Annotated in this window: 18 protein-coding genes; 15 read left to right on the top strand and 3 right to left on the bottom strand. The window is 72.8% G+C overall.

The window, feature by feature from the left end; genetic code table 11:
* Nucleotides 1-40: 40 nt before the first annotated feature.
* On the top strand, nucleotides 41-2,107 hold the full coding sequence (locus tag C503_RS0127640; protein WP_018685466.1) for a DUF8189 domain-containing protein: 2,067 nt from the start codon (nucleotides 41-43) through the stop codon (nucleotides 2,105-2,107).
* A 59-nt stretch (nucleotides 2,108-2,166) separates the two neighbouring features.
* On the opposite strand, the gene C503_RS0127645 is transcribed toward C503_RS0127640, so the two are convergent.
* Complete coding sequence (locus tag C503_RS0127645; protein ID WP_156893566.1) at nucleotides 2,167-2,679, bottom strand: hypothetical protein; 513 nt, start codon at nucleotides 2,677-2,679, stop codon at nucleotides 2,167-2,169.
* 70 nt (nucleotides 2,680-2,749) lie between these two features.
* On the bottom strand, nucleotides 2,750-3,130 hold the full coding sequence (locus tag C503_RS0127650) for a DUF4279 domain-containing protein (RefSeq protein ID WP_018685468.1): 381 nt from the start codon (nucleotides 3,128-3,130) through the stop codon (nucleotides 2,750-2,752).
* 171 nt (nucleotides 3,131-3,301) lie between these two features.
* On the opposite strand from C503_RS0127650, the gene C503_RS0127655 reads away from it, so the two are divergent.
* Complete coding sequence (locus C503_RS0127655; protein WP_018685469.1) at nucleotides 3,302-4,210, top strand: alpha/beta fold hydrolase; 909 nt, start codon at nucleotides 3,302-3,304, stop codon at nucleotides 4,208-4,210.
* Between the two features lie 6 nt (nucleotides 4,211-4,216).
* Here the strand turns inward: C503_RS0127655 and C503_RS0127660 are convergent, their stop codons facing one another.
* Complete coding sequence (locus C503_RS0127660; protein ID WP_026316760.1) at nucleotides 4,217-4,657, bottom strand: hypothetical protein; 441 nt, start codon at nucleotides 4,655-4,657, stop codon at nucleotides 4,217-4,219.
* A gap of 195 nt (nucleotides 4,658-4,852) precedes the next feature.
* Between C503_RS0127660 and C503_RS0127665 the strand changes: the two genes are divergently transcribed.
* From C503_RS0127665 to C503_RS0127730, 13 genes are all read left to right on the top strand, one after another.
* Complete coding sequence (locus C503_RS0127665; RefSeq protein ID WP_018685471.1) at nucleotides 4,853-5,365, top strand: snapalysin family zinc-dependent metalloprotease; 513 nt, start codon at nucleotides 4,853-4,855, stop codon at nucleotides 5,363-5,365.
* 160 nt (nucleotides 5,366-5,525) lie between these two features.
* A complete protein-coding gene (locus tag C503_RS0127670) occupies nucleotides 5,526-5,813 on the top strand; it encodes a hypothetical protein (protein ID WP_026316761.1) in 288 nt (95 codons plus the stop codon).
* On the top strand, nucleotides 5,810-7,267 hold the full coding sequence (locus C503_RS48110) for a WXG100 family type VII secretion target (protein WP_018685473.1): 1,458 nt from the start codon (nucleotides 5,810-5,812) through the stop codon (nucleotides 7,265-7,267). Before C503_RS0127670 ends, C503_RS48110 begins: the two co-directional genes overlap by 4 nt.
* A gap of 479 nt (nucleotides 7,268-7,746) precedes the next feature.
* Nucleotides 7,747-8,517: a 2,3-dihydro-2,3-dihydroxybenzoate dehydrogenase gene (locus C503_RS0127685; protein ID WP_018685474.1), complete on the top strand. Its 771-nt coding sequence runs from the start codon at nucleotides 7,747-7,749 to the stop codon at nucleotides 8,515-8,517.
* A gap of 139 nt (nucleotides 8,518-8,656) precedes the next feature.
* Nucleotides 8,657-9,850: an isochorismate synthase gene (locus C503_RS0127690; RefSeq protein WP_026316762.1), complete on the top strand. Its 1,194-nt coding sequence runs from the start codon at nucleotides 8,657-8,659 to the stop codon at nucleotides 9,848-9,850.
* Entirely contained in the window at nucleotides 9,847-11,481 is a 1,635-nt protein-coding gene (locus C503_RS0127695; protein ID WP_018685476.1) for a (2,3-dihydroxybenzoyl)adenylate synthase, read from the top strand. The genes C503_RS0127690 and C503_RS0127695 overlap by 4 nt, the downstream gene beginning before the upstream one ends.
* A 3-nt stretch (nucleotides 11,482-11,484) precedes the next feature.
* Nucleotides 11,485-12,153 (top strand): isochorismatase family protein, encoded by a 669-nt coding sequence (locus C503_RS0127700; RefSeq protein WP_018685477.1) that lies wholly within the window; start codon nucleotides 11,485-11,487, stop codon nucleotides 12,151-12,153.
* Nucleotides 12,150-12,404, top strand: coding sequence for a phosphopantetheine-binding protein (locus tag C503_RS0127705; protein WP_018685478.1), 255 nt, complete (start codon nucleotides 12,150-12,152; stop codon nucleotides 12,402-12,404). The genes C503_RS0127700 and C503_RS0127705 overlap by 4 nt, the downstream gene beginning before the upstream one ends.
* Nucleotides 12,401-13,252 carry a siderophore-interacting protein gene (locus tag C503_RS0127710; RefSeq protein ID WP_018685479.1) on the top strand — a complete coding sequence of 284 codons (852 nt, stop codon included), beginning with the start codon at nucleotides 12,401-12,403 and terminating at the stop codon, nucleotides 13,250-13,252. The genes C503_RS0127705 and C503_RS0127710 overlap by 4 nt, the downstream gene beginning before the upstream one ends.
* Nucleotides 13,253-13,441: 189 nt before the next feature.
* Nucleotides 13,442-14,437 (top strand): ABC transporter substrate-binding protein, encoded by a 996-nt coding sequence (locus C503_RS0127715; protein WP_033401133.1) that lies wholly within the window; start codon nucleotides 13,442-13,444, stop codon nucleotides 14,435-14,437.
* Nucleotides 14,438-14,496: 59 nt separating this feature from the next.
* The gene (locus C503_RS0127720) at nucleotides 14,497-15,447 is read left to right on the top strand and encodes a FecCD family ABC transporter permease (RefSeq protein WP_018685481.1); all 951 of its coding nucleotides are present in this window, start codon (nucleotides 14,497-14,499) and stop codon (nucleotides 15,445-15,447) included.
* Nucleotides 15,444-16,466, top strand: coding sequence for a FecCD family ABC transporter permease (locus tag C503_RS0127725; RefSeq protein WP_018685482.1), 1,023 nt, complete (start codon nucleotides 15,444-15,446; stop codon nucleotides 16,464-16,466). The genes C503_RS0127720 and C503_RS0127725 overlap by 4 nt, the downstream gene beginning before the upstream one ends.
* Nucleotides 16,463-17,239, top strand: a complete 777-nt coding sequence (locus tag C503_RS0127730; protein WP_018685483.1) for an ABC transporter ATP-binding protein — start codon at nucleotides 16,463-16,465, stop codon at nucleotides 17,237-17,239. Before C503_RS0127725 ends, C503_RS0127730 begins: the two co-directional genes overlap by 4 nt.
* Nucleotides 17,240-17,265: the final 26 nt, after the last annotated feature.

Raw genomic sequence — 17,265 nt, forward strand, 5'->3', positions numbered from 1 at the left:
TGACGCGTGCTCACTGTCAGTCCGATGTGGAGGTTTGTTCATGCGAAGTAGGCTCATCTGCGCGCTCGCGGCGGTGGGGGTGACGTTGTCGGCCGCGCTCGTGGTGGGGGGACCCGCCCCCGCGCTGGCGGCCGGGCAGGCCCCGGTGATCGTCCACGTCGTCGCGCACCAGGACGACGACATCCTGTTCATGAACCCCGATCTGCAGAACTCGATCCGGACGGGGCGACCGGTCAAGACCATCTTCGTCACCGCCGGGGAGAACGACAACAACCCCGATGCCTGGGGGCCGCAGCCCCAACGCGCCGAGTGCAAGGGCACACGGCAGGCCCGGGAGCGGTACGCCTACTGCAGGCAGCGGGGCGCCATGGCCGCGTACGCGCTGATGGCGGGTCGGGCCGACCAGTGGGACCACGGCAGCCTGTCCATCCCCACCGGCGCGGGTCCGGTCGTCGTCGACCAGTACACGTTGCGCGGGAAGTCGGACATGACGTTGGTGTTCCTGAACCTGCCGGAGGAGGCCGACGCGCACTCCGACGTCGCTCCGAACGGCGGTGGCAGCCTGGAGCGGCTGTGGGCGCGCACCGGCACCGCGAACACCCTGCTGACCTGGGGTACCGTCGCGGGTCGCTACACCTACGACCACGACCGGCTCGTCGACGTGCTGCGCGGACTGTTCGACTACTTCCGGCCGACCGTCATCCGCACCCAGGACCCGGAGCCCTTCCGGGGCGCGGACCACCCCGATCACGTCCGGACCGCCCGCTTCGCCGCGGTGGCGGCCAGGGCGCACACCGACGCCACCGGACGCCGGGCGGTCAACCTGGTCGCCTACCACGACTACAACATCGAGACCAGGGCGGAGAACCTGACCGGCCTCCCCGACCGGCTCGACGGCGGCCGCGACCAGAAGGCCGCCACCTACCTCGCCTACGACGCCTGGGACGACCGCACCTCGGCGACCGACGGGCGTTACCTGGGGTGGACCAGGCGCATGTACAACCGGTACCCGACCGGCACCACCTGGGTCGGGGCCAACAACGACGGCAGGCTGGAGGCGTTCGCCGTCCTCAGCGGTCGCCTGGTGACCTGGTACCAGCGGTCCGACGGCGAGTTCGGCCGCGGCGAGGTGCTGAGCACGCCCTGGCCGTTGCTGCCCGGTGTGAGCGTCGGCCGCAACGCCGACCGCAGGCTCCAGGTGTTCGCCCGCCGCGCCGACACGTTCGAGATCGTGACCACCTGGCAGGTCGCGGTGGACGGTGTGTTCTCCACCCAGTGGGCGTCCCTGGGCAACCCGAACGCCGGGATGGACAGCGAGGCCCAGGTCGGCATCCCGGTCACCGTGCTCGGCCCGGACGGCCTGCAACGCGTCGCGGTGCGCAACGGCGGCGGCGGTGTCAGCCTGATCTCCCAGCAGGTGCCCAACGGCGGATGGAACACCGGCTGGGCCGACCTCGGCGGCGCGGGCGTGCAGGACCCGGTGGCGCTCGCGGTCGACCGGGACAACGGTATCAACCTGTTCGCCTACTCCATCGACAGCAGCCGCGGCGTGAACCTGCGCTGGCGCGCCGCGCCGGGGCAGGGCTTTGCCGCGCAGCCGAACCTGGCCGGGGACGAACCCGGCGGTCCGCCCACCGTGGCGCACAACGAGGACGGCAGGCTCGACGTGTTCTACCGGCTGGCCACCAACTCCGGCGCGGACTACGCGGGCCTGGTCGGCCACACCTGGCAGTGGCCGGACGGCTCGTTCAGCTCGACCGGCGAGCGCATCGGCGGCCACGCGGGCGTCGGCGCGGTCGCCGCGAGCGACGCGCCCGGCCCGTGGTCGGGTTCCGCCCCGATCGCGGACGCGCGCATCCTGTTGTTCGCGCAGAACGCGGGCACCGGGCAGAGCACGACCCGACAGAACAACCCGAACATGGGCTACCTCAACTCCTGGACCGACGTCGGTTCCGTGCACGTCGACAACCCCGCCGCGGCCGTCGACCGGGACGGCTGCGTGTTCTCGTTCGAGCTGACCGACTCGGGTTCGCTGGTCGTCCGCAACCAGACGCAGTGCGACGGCGGTGCGCCGTTGGGGCGCTACCGCGACATCGAGGGTCCCTGACCGGTTCCGCACCCCCGCGCCCCACGCCCGCGGGCGTGGGGCGCGGGGGTGCGACCGCGTCAGTGCAGGAGAGTCTTGAGCAGGATCACGATGCCGCCGAGCGCGGCACTGCCCGCGGCCCAGGCGACGGCGACCGCCCGTGTCGCCCCGGCCTGCCGCGCTGCGGTGTGGCCGAGGGCGCTGAGCATGAGGGTCGACATACCCAGCGCGACGACCATGCCCGCCCGGAGCTCGCCGGTGAGGAGCGTGACCGCGACGAGCACGACGGGGGCCGTGCAGGCGGCCTCGATCGTCGGCAGCCCCTGGCGCAGTGCGCGGGCGACCCGGGCCCGCCGGTGGGGTCCGCGCACGGCCGCCGCCAGCGCGTCGGCGTAGCGTTCGGCCATCCAGTAGACGGCGACGGTGACCGACACCGTGGCGACGGTCCGGCCCAACGTGCTGTGCGCGCCCGCGGTCGCCATCGCCGCCGTGCTGACGACCGTCCCGTAGATCGCGTGGGCGAGATCCCGTTCCCCGGTCCACCGCAGGTGGTGCGGTCGCAGGAACCTTGGCCTGTCCCGAGCCTCCGTCACACCGGCCACCGTGACACGCGTCCTGACCGCACCCCCTCACCCGGCCTGGGCGGTTCGGCGTGCGGCGTCCTCAGTCGTCCCCCGTGACGTCGATGAGGAGATCGCCGGGAACGGCCAGCAACCTGGCCAACAGCGCCCGGTCGAGTTCCACCGCGTGCTCGGTCGCGTGCGAGGCGGCCAGGCAGAACCAATCCGCGGTGTAGCCTGCCTCGACCAGGCGCCACAGCTCCGCTTGCCTGGGTTCGAGCCGGTCGAGCAGCCAGTCCAGGTGATCGGCCAGCTCCGCGTCGGTCGGCAGACCGGAGCTCAGGAACCAGTACGGGACGCTGACGGTCGACCGACCACGCCGATCACCCACCTCCGCCGCGATGGTGGGTTCGAGACCGAGCATCTCGGTGACCGCTCGGGCGGACCCGCCCCCGACGAGGCGATAGGTCGCTTCGGTACGCACCCGCACATCGTCGATGGCCGGGCCCGATCAAGCGAGTCGATTCTGCTGCTGTCCAGCAGGTTGCAGGCACCGACGCGGACGGGTTCGAGGGAGTAAGACGATTGCGCGGCTACCTCGCTGCCAGCATGAGCGGGGACGTTCGTTCCGTTATCGCCGAAGGGACTGTGGACAGTGACCAAGACGTCGCGGCGGACCATGATCCACCGCTGGGGGGCCGCAGCCGACCGACGGTGGAGCGCGCAGCCGTTCCGCCGAGGTGTGCCCATCCCGCCGGAGGTCTTCCTCGCCCATGGCCGTACCGCGACCCTGCGCTACCTTGACACCGCCCCCGACGACGCCACGCGCCCGCTGGTCGTCCTGCTCGCCGATCCGCCCGTGACCATCGAGTCCTACTCCGACCTCATCGGACGGTTGCGCGACAGCCACCGAGTCGTGGTGACCGAGCTACCGGGCTTCGGCTTCAGCACACCGCTGCCGGGCTACGACTTCACCCTCACCGCTCTCGGCGACGCTCTCACCGAGTTCATCGCCACGCTCTCCGACACCCACACCACCCTGGTCGCCCCCTGCGCAACCGCCTACTGCGCCCTGGACATCGCGACCAGACAACCGGCGCTGCTGCACCGACTCGTGCTGACCCAGGCCCCCGACTGGCCGACCGCGCTCTTCTGGCGCGACCGGCTCGACCGGGCGTCGAAAGGCATCCTGCGCACACCACTGCTCGGCCAACTGCTGCTCCGCGCCGTGCGCACGAACCTCGGCGGACAATGGCTACGCCGAGCCTGCGCCACCCCGGACACCCGCGCCCGCCTGCTCGCCGACTTCGCGGCGGCCGACCGCACAGGCGCCGCCTTCAGCCTCGCGACAGCGTTCCAGCACTACCTCGCCGGACCGGCACCCCGCATCGACACCGCCACCGACATCCTCGCCCTCTGGGGCGACGCCGACCCCAGCCACCGGCACAGCGACCCGGAGACCATCACCCGGATCGCCCCCGCCGCCCGCCTCGTCCGACTCCCCGACACCGGGCACTTCCCCGAGCTCGAACGCCCCGACATCCTGGCCGCCCTGCTCCGGTGACCCGGGTCAGCGCCTGCCGGTGGACAGGATGACGAGGTACTGGCCGCCGCCCGCCTCCACGTTCGCGGTCACCGGCAGGTCCGGCACGAGTCGGGAGAAGCGGTCCACCAGCCAGTCGGCGGCCTCGTGCGCGTCCTGCTCGGTCGGGCAGCGGGCGACCATCTCACGGCCGCCCTTGCGCTCCAGCCGTCCCGCGACGGTGATCAGCGGGGCGGGCTCGGCCACGTGCAGGCGGTCCGGCCAGGCGATGACGACCTTGACCGCGCCCTTGCGGGTGTTGCAGCCGCGGTGGGCGAGCCGCTCGGGGAGCCTGGCCTTCCGGTCGGCGGTCCGGCTGTCGACGCTGGGGCCGCGCGGGTCGTTCACCGACATGTCGGGGTCGACCGGCTCGTCGCACACCCAGCAGCGCCAGCCGTCGCGTTCGGCTACTTCGTCGAGGAGGCTCACGGGGGCAAACTACAGCGGGGGCGACGCGTCGGCCCGACCGCCTCGGTGCCCGGCCGTCTGACCTGCGCGGATGCGGCGCACGCGCACGCACGCGCGGGTGGAAACAATGGGAAGGGTTATAGCTTCCTGTTGGGTGCCGGTCTTGAGACAGCGGCATTTACGTTGGGAAAGTCCCAGCGCAAAGGAGCTGTACCCATGTCCCGCACCAGAGTCCTCGCCGCACTCGTCGGCATCCTGGCCGCGTTCGCCCTGGTTTCCCCGGCCGTCGCCTCGACCACGCTGGTCCGCACCATCTACTACGACAGCAGCCGCGCCGCCGAACTGGCCGACGAGGTCGACCAGGCCGCGCAGATCTGGAACGCGGGCGTCACCAGTGTCAAACTCGTGAAGGGCCCCGGCGGGGTCACCGTCACCACGGCCCAGAGCGGTTCCGCTCCCGGCACCTCCAGCTGTGTCGGCTGCACCCGCGGCCAGATCTACTTCTACCGCAACCAGATCACCAGTTCCGGTGCCGCCCCGCTGCGCGTCGTCGTGCACGAGTTCGGGCACATCCTGAGCCTCAACCATCCGTCGGACATCGGGAACTGCGCGAAGGTGATGGCCGGTGGCCGGTGCCAGAACGCGCAGCCGAGCGCCGCGGAACTGGCCGCCGTGCAACGGTTCTGGACCGGGCGGGTGGCGGCGCCGACCGTCGGCCTGGTCGCCTGACCCGGGATCCGTCCTCGGTGGACCTTGATGCGCCCCGGCCATCCCAAGTGGAATGGCCGGGGCGTACGTCATCGACGTTCTGTCCGAATCGGCCATGTTCGTCGTCTGCCTCCAGTACGCTGCCGCCAGATGCCCGATTCAGGGATGGTGGTCACGGACTGTGAGCGGATACGGGGTCGAGATCGGTCAGTTACGGGCCGCCGCAGGCGCGGCGGGATCCGCCGCCGACCAGGCCAGGGCGGTGAACCCGGGTACCGGGCTGGACGCCGTCGCGGCGGCGTTGCCGGGTGGGGACGCGGCAGCGAACGCGCCCGCGTTGGCGTCGACGTTCAACGAGCGCGGGAAGACGTGGGCGGGCGAGATCGACCAGTGGGGCGAATCGGTCGCCGCGGCCGCCAAGGCGTACACCGAGAACGAGGAGTCCGCGGAAAGGGCGTTCCGGGGATGACCACCGGCTACGACGACGTCCGCCAATGGGACGCCGATGCGCTCGATACGTCGGCCACGAACCTGCGCGGGCGGCGGGACAAACTCATCGGGTTGCAGGACGAACTCGACGACGCCAGGAAACTGCCCGACTGGCACGGGCCCGCGGGTGAACGGGCGCGCAATTCGCTGGGGGAGACGCGGAACAATGCCGAGATCCTGATCGCGGAGCTGTCCGCCGTCGAACGCGCCATGCAAACCGCGTCGGACGACGTTTCCACCCTGAAATCCCGGGTCGCCAACAACGATTCCCTGGCCGGTACCTATCAGTTCCGCATCGCCGCCGACGGCTCGATCGTGGACGACAAACCCGCCGACCCGCCGCCGAGGTCGCGGGTCGAGGCCGAGGACCGGGCCGAGGCCCGACAGCACCGCGAGACGATCCGGAAGCAGCTGGAGCAGGAAACCAAGGCGATACTCGCCACCGCGAAGAACATCGACTCGGCTCTCGCCCAGGTGATGCGGCTCGCACAGGAACGCAAGATCGGCGACCACGGGGCGAACACCCTGGCCGACGCCCGTAAGAACGGGGAGATCGAGGCCCAGGTGATCGAGATGGAGCAGGCGCTGCGCGACGCCGGGCTGCTCACCGGTCCGCCCGCGTCCGGCCACTACCGGCAGTGGCTGGAGAACGCGGTGCGCCGGGGCGTGTCGGTCGACACCATCAAGCAGATGATCACCGACCACCACATCACGCCGGACGATTTCCGGGTGCTCGACGGAATGGAGGAGATCCGCGAGGACGAGGACGGCGACGGCACCTTCAAGTCGTACTTCCTGATGCCGACGAACATCAGCGGGGACGACGCAAGATCACCGGTGGCAACGAGACCGAGGAAGACGCGGGACTGTCCGATGGCGGGTATCGCTAGCCGATCGCGCGTGGCCGGTGCAGTCCTGCTCGTGGCCGCGCTGACCACGGCGTGTGACACCAAGGCCCAGTTCGCGCCGTCACTGCCCCCGGCGGCCGGGTTCCGGGTCGACGACGGCGTCCTGAAGCTGTGGACGGGCACCCCGTGCGACGGTGTCACCGGCCTGCGGCTGATCTTCGACTCCGGCACCGCGAAGAGCGCGGAACAGGAGTGGACCGCGCCCCGACCGGGGGTGACGGTGGAGCACATGGACCTGCTGCGGACCGCCGGGGGATCCGCTCCGGACACCGGCGACCCGCTCCAGGTCCGACAGCCCCTGCCCGCCGACTACGACTGGACCACGGCGGCCTCGGTCAACTTCTCCGTCGACGGCCCGGTGGCGAACGGCGCCAGGGTCGACGTCGCCCAGGTACTGCGCGAGTCGGCCCGGCACCCGTCCGGTAGCTACCTGTTCGGCTCGCGCGGCTGGCTGGACGCGTCGGATGTGCAGCGGGAGAACCGCAGGTCGTTCCTGACCGTCTGCACCCCCGACCCGGGGCGATGACCGGAGCCGCACGTCGTCCGAGGGCGAGCCGGATGTCATGAGTGGACTGTCGCACCCGAACACATGATTGCCCTGGATATCCCGGGAACGATTCGGTGGCGGCCGAACAGGCGGAACCGGAATGGCGCGGAACCCGCTCAATTTACGTCCTTTATGGACTCCGATCGGTCCCGACGCGGACGGGGTTCGACCGTGTCGACTGTCCGAATGAGACAATGTGACCGGTGGCGCGCCGCTTTCTCGCGCGCGGCAGGGGATCCGGTAGTGGGAACGTGCGAGTGGACCGGCAGGCCGGGGGCGGAGTTCTGGCAACGTCGAAAGTGCTCGCCTTGGCGAAGGTTGGATGGTAAAGGGAAACCGGAACCGGACGCAACCGGCAAAAATGTGGATGAGAGCAGCGACACACCTCTCGCGTGATCCGGCCGTAATAGCTAACTTAGGGGAGGCTAAATCGTCGGAAGGAGACAGCGGTGGCTGGGGTGACGGGGTTGTCCGGTCGTATCGCGCTGGTCACCGGTGCCGCGCGTGGGATCGGTGCCGCCATCGCGGAGGCACTGGCCCGCGAGGGGGTCGCCGTCGCGGCTGTCGACATCGACGTGGACGGGCTCAAGGAGGTCGTGGACCGGACCGGCGGCGCGGTGGTGCCGTTCCCGGTCGACGTCACCGACCAGCAGGCGTTCGCCCGGGTGGTGGACGAGGTGGAGCGCGATCTCGGCCCGCTCGACATCGGCGTCTCCGCGGCGGGCGTGCTGCACCCGGCCTCCGTCGGCGCGACCCGCGCCGAGGACTGGGCGCGGACCTTCGCGGTCAACTCGACCGGGGTGTTCTTCGTGCTGCGGGAGATCTCCCGCCGGATGGTGCAGCGCGGGCGCGGGGCGCTGGTCACCGTCGGCTCGAACGCGGCCGGTGTGCCGCGCACCGGGATGGCCGCCTACGCGGCGTCCAAGGCCGCCGCCACGATGCTCACCCGGTGTCTCGGCCTCGAACTCGCCGGGTCGGGCGTGCGCTGCAACATCGTCTCGCCCGGCTCGACTGACACCGCGATGCAGCGCGCGCTGTGGACCGACGGCAACGGACCCGAGCGCGTCATCGCGGGCGACCCGGCGCAGTTCCGCGTCGGGATCCCGTTGCGACGCATCGCGGATCCGGCCGACGTGGCCGACGCGGTGGTCTTCCTGGCCTCCGACCAGGCGCGGCACATCACCATGCAGAACCTCTACGTGGACGGCGGTGCCACCCTGTGCGCCTGAGCTGTCCGGGCCGCGGACGCGCGTTCGGCCTTCCGCTCGGTTAGCCGAGTCGCACGAGCGGATCGGCGCGAGGTGAGGGCGCTCCCCGAATGCCGCCCGGCCCATGTCCCGAACCGCTTTCACGAAAGGGAAACCCGACGTGTCTCCTGCTGTCCTGGTGCGTCCCCGCCCCGTCCACCGGGCGGCGGACCTGTTATCCGCGTACCTGCCCGGCTCGTTCTACTACTCCTCCGCGCACGGCTCGCTGCTCGCCGACGGCGTGCACGCCCCGGTGGAGGCCGGTGACGGCGACCGCGCCGCGGCCGCGCGCGCGGCGTTGGCGGCCGCGGCCCGCGCGGGTGTCGACGACCCCGTGGTGGTGGGCGCCATCGGTTTCCGCCCGGACGGTCCGGCCAGCCTGGTCGTGCCCGCGCTCGTCCGCCGGGCCTGCGCCCCCGTTGGCGATGGCCCCACCGGCGCGGCGGCGGTACCCGACTGGACGATCACCCCCCGGCCGGGACCGGCCCACTACGCCGACGCCGTGCGCCGCTCGCTGGAGCTGATCGGCGGCGGCGAGCTGGACAAGGTCGTGCTGGGGCGGTGTCTCGACCTGCTCGCCGACACTCCCGTCGCGGTGCCCGCGCTGCTCGCCCGGCTGGTGCGCGCCGATCCCGCCGCGCACGCCTTCGCCGTCGACGTCAGCGCGCCCGGCGATCCCGCCCCGCGCACGCTGGTCGGCGCCAGCCCCGAGCTGCTGGTGTCCCGGCGCGGCGCCGAGGTGGTGGCCAACCCGCTGGCCGGGTCGGCGCCGCGGGTGGCCGACGAGCACGAGAACCGCAGGCGCCGTGCCGCATTGCTGGCCTCGGCCAAGGACCGGGCCGAGCACGCGCACGTCGCCGCCGGGGTCGCGGGGGTGCTCGCCCGGTTCTGCTCCGAGCTCGACGTGCCCGAACCCACCGTGATCGGCACGCCGACCATGTGGCACCTCTCCACCAGGATCACCGGCAGGCTCGCCGATCCGACCGATCCGGGCGCCTCCGCGCTGGCGTTGGCCGAGGCGCTGCACCCCACGCCCGCGGTGTGCGGGGTGCCCGTCGACCGGGCGCGCGACGCGATCGCCGACCTGGAGCCGCTCGACCGCGGCTACTTCACCGGCCTGGTCGGCTGGACCGACCTGCGCGGCGACGGCGAGTGGGTGGTCACCATCCGCTGCGCCGAGGTCTGCGACGCGGCGGTGCGCCTGTTCGCGGGTGCCGGGATCGTCGCGGGCTCGGACCCGGACTCGGAGGTGGCCGAGACCGGCGCGAAGTTCCGCACCCTGCTGCGGGCACTCGGCGCGGAGGAGCCGCGGTGACCCTCGACCACACCCCGTGGCCCCCGGAGGTCGCCGCCCGTTACCGCGCGGCGGGTCACTGGCGCGGGCAGACCTTCGGCGCGTGGCTCACCGCGCTGGCCGAGGCGCACGCGACCCGCACCGCCGTGGTGGGCGAACGCGACGGCGTCACCAGCCGCTGGGACTACGCCGAACTCGACCGGCGCGCCCACCGGATCGCGGCGGGACTGGCCGATGCCGGGATCCGCGCGGGCGAGCGGGTGGTCGTGCAGCTGCCGAACGTGCCCGAGTTCGTCCCGGCGCTGTTCGGGCTGTGGCGCGCGGGCGCCTGGCCGGTGTTCGCGCTGCCCGCCCACCGGCACACCGAGCTGCGCCACTTCGCGGAGCAGAGCGAGGCAGCCGTGATCCTCACCGTGGACACGCACGAGCGGCACGACCACGCGGCCCTCGCGCACGCCGTGGCCGCAGAAGTTCCTTCGGTGCGCCAGGTGCACGTGGTGGGGTCGCCCGAGTTCGACGACCTGGCCGCGACAACCGCGCGCGAGCTGCCCGACCCCGACCCGTCGGGCGTGGCGTTCCTGCAGCTTTCCGGCGGCAGTACCGGTCTGCCGAAGCTGATCCCGCGCACCCACGACGACTATCTCTACAGCGTCCGCGAGAGCGCCCGCATCTGCGCGTTGCGTCCGGACAGCGTGTATCTCGCCGCCCTGCCCGCCGCGCACAACTACCCGCTCAGCTCGCCCGGCATCCTGGGCGCGCTGCACGTGGGCGCGAAGGTCGTGCTCTGCCCGCGTCCGGACGCCGACACCGCGTTCCGGCTGATCGAGCGCGAGGGCGTGACGATCACCGGCGTGGTGCCGCCGCTGGCCGCCACCTGGGTGCAGGCGGCCGCGCGCACCGAGCATGACCTGTCCACTTTGGACGTCCTGCTCGTCGGCGGCGCCAAGTGCGGCCGCGAGCTGGCCGAACGGATCGGACCCGCGCTGGGCGTGCGGCTGCAGCAGGTGTTCGGCATGGCCGAGGGGCTGGTCTGCTACACCCGCCTCGACGACCCGGACGAGCTGGTGCTGGGCACCCAGGGCCGCCCGATCTCGCCGGACGACGAGGTCCGCGTGGTCGACCCGGACGACCCGGCGGCGGCCTCCGACGACCTCGTGCAGGCGGGGGAGACCGGCGCGCTGCTGACCCGCGGCCCGTACACGATCCGCGGCTACTACCGGGCGGCCGAGCACAACGCCCACGCGTTCACCCCGGACGGCTTCTACCGCACCGGGGACCTCGTGCGGCGCGGCCCGACCGGGCACCTGGAGGTCGTCGGCCGGGCCAAGGAGCAGATCAACCGGGGCGGGGAGAAGGTCGCCGCCGAGGAGGTCGAGGACCACCTGATGGCGCACCCCGACGTGCTCGACGCCGCCGTCGTCGCCGTGCCGGACGCGTACCTGGGCGAGCGCACCTGCGCCTACGTCGTGCCGGTCGCGGGCGCCGCGCCCACCGCGCCCGCGTTGCGCCGGTTCGTCCGCGAGCGCGGGGTCGCCGCGTTCAAGGTGCCCGACCTGGTGCAGGTCGTCGCGGCGTTCCCGGTGACCGGTGTCGGCAAGACCAGCAAACGTGAACTGCGGGCGGCACTGGCCGCCCTCGTGAGGGAGGCGTGACCCGTGCCGTTGCCCAGGATCGATGACTACCCGCTGCCCACGGCGGCCGAGCTGCCCGCGGGCCGGGTCGACTGGCGGCCCGACCCGGCGCGGGCGGCGCTGCTGGTGCACGACACCCAGCGCTACTTCCTCGCCCCCTTCGCGGGCGCGCCCATCCCGCGGATGCTCGCCAACATCGCCGTCCTGCTCGACGCGGCGCGCGAGGCGAAGATCCCGGTGATCTACACCGCCCAGCCGGGCAGGCAGGCCGCCGAGGACCGCGGCCTGCTCACCGAGTTCTGGGGCCAGGGCATCGGCGCGGTCATCGACCGCGACCCGCGCGCCGCCGACATCGTCACCGAGCTCGCCGCGCGGCCCGGTGACACCGTGCTGACCAAGTGGCGCTACAGCGCGTTCCAGCGCACCTCGCTGATCGAGCGGCTCGCCGCCGCGGGCCGCGACCAGCTGCTGATCACCGGCGTCTACGCGCACATCGGCTGCCAGGCCACCGCGGTGGAGGCGTTCATGCGCGACGTGCGGCCGTTCCTGGTCGCCGACGCCGTGGCCGACTTCTCCCGCGCGCACCACGACCGGGCCTGCGAGTACGTCGCGCAGTGCTGCGGCGCCGTGATCACCACCGCCGACACGCTGACCGAGCTGTCTGCGCCGTTCGCGGCGGGGGTCCGGCGATGAGCGCCCCCGAGCCGGACGGCGCCCTGACCGGCGACCGCCTGCGGGCGGACATCGCCGAGGTGCTCGGCTGCGCACCGGCCGAGGTGACCCCGGACGCCGACCTGCTCGACCTTGGCCTGGACTCCGTGCGCACCATGGCCCTGGTCGAGCGCTGGCGGGCGGCGGGCGCGCCCGCGGTCGAGTTCGCCGACCTGGCCGAGGAACCCCGGCTGGACCGCTGGACCCGGCTCGTCGGCGGGGCGGACGCGTGAACCGGGTCGACCACCGGCACCGCCACCGCGAGCGGATCGCCGAGGTCCGCGCGGGCACGTCGGCGGAGAAGGTCGGCTACCCGATCCGGGTGCGTGCCGCGACGGTGCTGCGCACGACCATGGTCGGGTCCGGCCTGCTGCGGGTCACCCTGGGCGGCCCGGGGACCGACGGGTTCGAGGCGCACGCGCCGGACGAGCACGTCAAGGTGCTGTTCCCGGACCAGGACGGCGGCCTGCGCCTGCCCGAGCCGAACGGCGACATGCTGCGCTGGCCCAAGCCGTCGCCGACCTCCCGCGAGTACACGGTGCGCCGCTACGACCCGGCCACCGGCGAGCTCGACCTGGACATCGCCCTGCACCCGGGCGGACTGGGCAGCGAGTGGGCGCGCACCGTCGAACCCGGCACGGTCGTGCACGTGGCGGGCCCGCCCGGCGGGTTGATCGTCCCGCACAACTACGACCGCTACCTGCTCGCGGGAGACCTGACCGCGTTGCCCGCCATCGCCCGCTGGCTGGAGGAACTGCCCCGTACCGCGCGTGGCTGGGCGTTCATCGAGGTCGCCGACGCGGGCGAGCACATCGACCTGCACGCGCCCGAGGGCATCGAGGTGTGCTGGCTGCACCACGACGGCGCCGAGCCCGGTGACCCCGGGCTGCTCGACCGCGCGGTCCGGGAGGTCCGTGTCCCCGAGGGCGAGCGGGTCTACGTGTGGGTCGCGGGCGAGGCGGGCGCGATCAAACCGTTGCGCCGCTGGGTCCGGGACGAGCTGGGCCTGGACAAGGCCGACCACGACATCACCGGCTACTGGAAGCGTGGCGTCGCCGACTTCGACGACGACCACGACTAAGCCTCACAGACCCCACCACACCCGGCCCAAGACCCCCGGCTGACTGCACTCCCACCACACAGTGCTGATTCCCCACCCACCACACCCCGCTGATTCCCCACCCACCACACCCCGCTGATTCCCCACCCACCACACCCCGCTGATTGCCGCCACCACCCCGGCTCCACGATCAACCTGCTGAGGAAGTCAATGCCAGTTCCCACACTCGCCCGCGTCACGGGTGCGCTCGTGCTCATCGTCGGCCTGGTCGCGGGGTGCGACTCCGGTGCCGCCGAGCCCGCCGCGCCCTCGGGGGCCACCCGGGTCTTCACCGCCGACAACGGCGACATCACCATCCCGGTCGCGCCGAAACGCGTCGTCGCCACCGGGTACGCCGTCCCGGCCCTGCTGGAGGCGGGCGCGCCGCTGGTCGGGATCTCCACCTGGCAGCGGGGGCTGCCGATGATGTCCGCCAAGGACCGCGCCGCCTACGACAGGCTGGCCAAGGTGGCAGGCGAGTCCGCCGCGGAGACCAACTACGAGGCGATCGCCCAGGCCGAGCCCGACCTGATCGTGATCGGTGTGCCCAAGCCGGTGCTCGCCGACATCGACCTCGACCGGCTGCGGGCGATCGCCCCGGTCGTCGCGCTGGGCCCCTCGCTCCCGTCGGCGTGGCGGGACCTCTCCCGCAAGCAGGCCGACGCGGCGGGCGCGCTGGCCACCTTCGACACCGTCCGTGCCGCCTACGTGGACAAGACGAAGCAGCTGGCCGCCAAGTACGCCGGGGTCCTGCCCAAGCTCAAGTTCGCGCACCTGGGCGCGTACGGCGAGGTCGCCAACGGCAACTTCCAGCGCGAGTTCAACGGCTCCTGGGGCACCAACGTCGCCCAGGACCTGGGCGCGAACTACTACGGCGAGGTCAAGGTGAAGGGCACCGGCTCCAAGGCGGTCAGCGAGTACCCCTCGATCGAGGAGCTGCCGTCCGCCTTCGCCGCGGCCGACGTGATCACCTACACGGTCAGCGCCGACGGCTCCGTCCCCAAGGGCGTGCGGTACGTGCTGGACTCGGAGCTGTGGAAGGGGCTGCCCGCGGTCAAGGCAGGCAAGATCTATCCGCTGCGCTACACCGAGGCCGCGACCTACGGCTCGGCCATGGCCACCGCCGACGCGGCCGACCAGGCGCTCGCCCCGCTGCTGACCTCGTGACCACCGTCCACGCCGCGCCCGCGCGTCCCCGATCGGGGACGCGCCGGGCGTGGCTCGTCGTGGCGCTGGTCGTGCTGGCCGCGGTGGCGGTGGTCAGCGTCGGCGTCGGTGCGCACGCCATCGCCCCCGCGGCCGTGCTGCGCGCGTTGTTCGCCCCGACGGGCACCGGTGACGACGCGGTGGTGCGCCACATCCGCGCGCCCCGCGCGTTGCTCGCCGTCGGGGTGGGCGCCGCGCTGGGCGTGGCGGGCGTACTGGTGCAGACGATCTCGCGCAACCCGTTGGCCGAGCCGGGAATCCTCGGCGTCACCACCGGCGCCGGGTTCGCCATCACCCTCGGGTCCGCGGCCGGGCTGACCGCCACGGGCGCGGGGGAGCTGATGCTGGCGGTGGCCGGTTCGGTGCTGGCGACCGTGATCGTGCACGCGGTTGGCCGGGGTTCACCGCTGCGGCTGGTGCTCACCGGGGTGGCGCTGAGCGCGGTGCTGTCCGGTGTGTCGCTGGGGACGCGGCTGTTGCTGCCGGACGTCTTCGACGCGTACCGGTTCTGGGCGGTGGGCTCGCTGGCCGGGCGGGAGCAGTCGCCGATGCTGCTGCCGTTGCTGGCCATCGGCCTGGCGCTGGTGGGTGCCGTGCTGCTGAGCAGGCAGCTGGACGCCGTCGCGCTCGGCGAGACGGTCGCGCGCAGCCTGGGCGCGAACGTGGTCGCGATCCGGGCGGGCGCGCTGGTGCTGATCACCGTGCTGGCCGGGGCGGCGACCGCGATCGCCGGGCCGATCCTGTTCGTCGGCCTGATCGTGCCGCACCTGGCCCGCCGGGTGGCGGGCGGCTCGGTGCCGTGGCTGGTCGCCTACGCCGCCGTGCTGGGTCCGATCCTGCTGCTGGTGTCCGACGTCGGGTCGCGGGTGCTGCTGCCGACCGGCGAGGTTCCGGTGGCCTTCGTGACCGCGTTCCTCGGCGCGCCGGTGCTCATCTGGGCCGTCCGCCGGTACGGGGCGGCGCCGCTGTGACCGCCGTCGTCCTGCGCCGCGGCCGTTTCTCGGTCCGCGTCGAGCGCCGCACCCTCGTCGTCACCGTCGTCGCGCTGGTCGTGATCGCCGGTCTGATCCTGCTGGGCCTGTGCCACGGTGCCGTCTGGGCGAGCCCGGCCAAGGTGTTCGCCGCGCTGACCGGCGGCCACGGCGAGTCCGCCGTGGTGATCCGCCAGTGGCGCCTGCCCCGGGTGCTCGCCGCCGCGGTCTTCGGCGCCGCGCTCGGCGCGGCCGGGGCGATCTTCCAGGGCCTCACCCGCAACCCGCTGGGCAGCCCGGAGGTCATCGGCCTCGACGCGGGCGCCTACACCGGCGCGCTGGTCGCGCTCACCGTGCTGTCCGGCACGTCCGGCCAGCTGGTCACCGGTGCCGTGCTGGGTGGTCTGGTGGCGGCGGCCGTGGTCTACCTGCTCTCCCGCTCCGGCGGCGTGTTCGGGCTGCGGCTGGTGGTGGTCGGCATCGCGGTCAACGCCATGCTGACCGCGGTCAACTCCTGGATCGTGCTGCGCGCCGACCTGGAGATCGCCATCGCCGCCGTCGGCTGGAGCGCGGGCTCGCTCAACGGGATCGGCTGGGACGACGTGGGCGTCCCGTTCGCCGTCATCGGCGTCCTGCTGGCCCTGCTGGCGTCCCGGGCGCGGTCCGCGCAGCAGGCCGACCTGGGCCGGGAGGTCGCGATCGCCACCGGCGTCGGGCTGGACCGGCTGCGGTTGCAGCTGGTGTTCATCGGCGTGGGCTGCACGGCCACGGTCACCGCGGTGGCCGGGCCGATCGCGTTCATCGCCCTGGCCGCCCCGCAGATCGGCAGACGGCTGGTCGCCGCGCCGGGCGTGCCGGTGCTCCCGGCCGCGCTGACCGGCGCGGTCCTGTTGCTGGCCACCGACCTGCTCGCCCAGGTGCTGCTCGCGCCGGTCTCGCTGCCCGCGGGCGTGGTCAGCACCGTCGTCGGCGGCATCTACCTGATCTGGCTGCTGGCCAGGAAGGTCGGGCGCACGTGAGCGCCCGCCTGTCCGCGCGGGACCTTACCCTGCGCTACGACGACCGGGTGGTCTCCACCCGGCTGTCGGTGGACGTGCCCGACGGCGCGTTCACCGCCGTGGTCGGCCCGAACGCGTGCGGCAAGTCGACGCTGCTGCGCGCGTTCGTCCGGCTGCTGCGCCCCAGCGCGGGTGTGGTCCTGCTCGACGGTCGGGACGTGCGGTCCTACCCGAACAAGGAACTGGCGCGCGCGCTGGGTTTCCTGCCGCAGGAACCGATCGCCCCCGAGGACGTGCGGGTGCGCGCGCTGGTCGCACGCGGTCGCTTCCCGTACCAGTCGCTGCTGTCGACCTGGTCGGACGAGGACGAGCACTGCGTCGCCGAGGCGATGACCGCGGCGGGTGTGGCCGATCTCGCCGACCGGCCGGTGCACGAACTGTCCGGCGGGCAGCGGCAACGGGTGTGGATCGCGCTGGTGCTCGCGCAGCGCACCACGCACCTGCTGCTCGACGAGCCGACGTCGTTCCTCGACATCGCCCACCAGTACCAGCTGCTGGAGCTGCTGGCAGGCCTGCGCGACCAGGGCCGCACCGTGATCGCGGTGCTGCACGACATCAACCAGGCCTGCCGCTACGCCGACCACGTCGTGGCCATGCGCGACGGGCAGGTGGTGGCCGAGGGCCCGCCGTCGCGGGTCGTCGACGCCGCCCTGATCACCAAGGTCTTCGAGCTGCCCTGCGTGGTGGTGCCCGACCCGGTGACCGGCACGCCGATGGTCGTCCCCGCCCGCTGACCACCCCGACACCGACCAGGAGCACG

This window comes from Actinokineospora enzanensis DSM 44649 (assembly GCF_000374445.1).
In the GTDB taxonomy this organism is placed as follows: domain Bacteria; phylum Actinomycetota; class Actinomycetes; order Mycobacteriales; family Pseudonocardiaceae; genus Actinokineospora; species Actinokineospora enzanensis.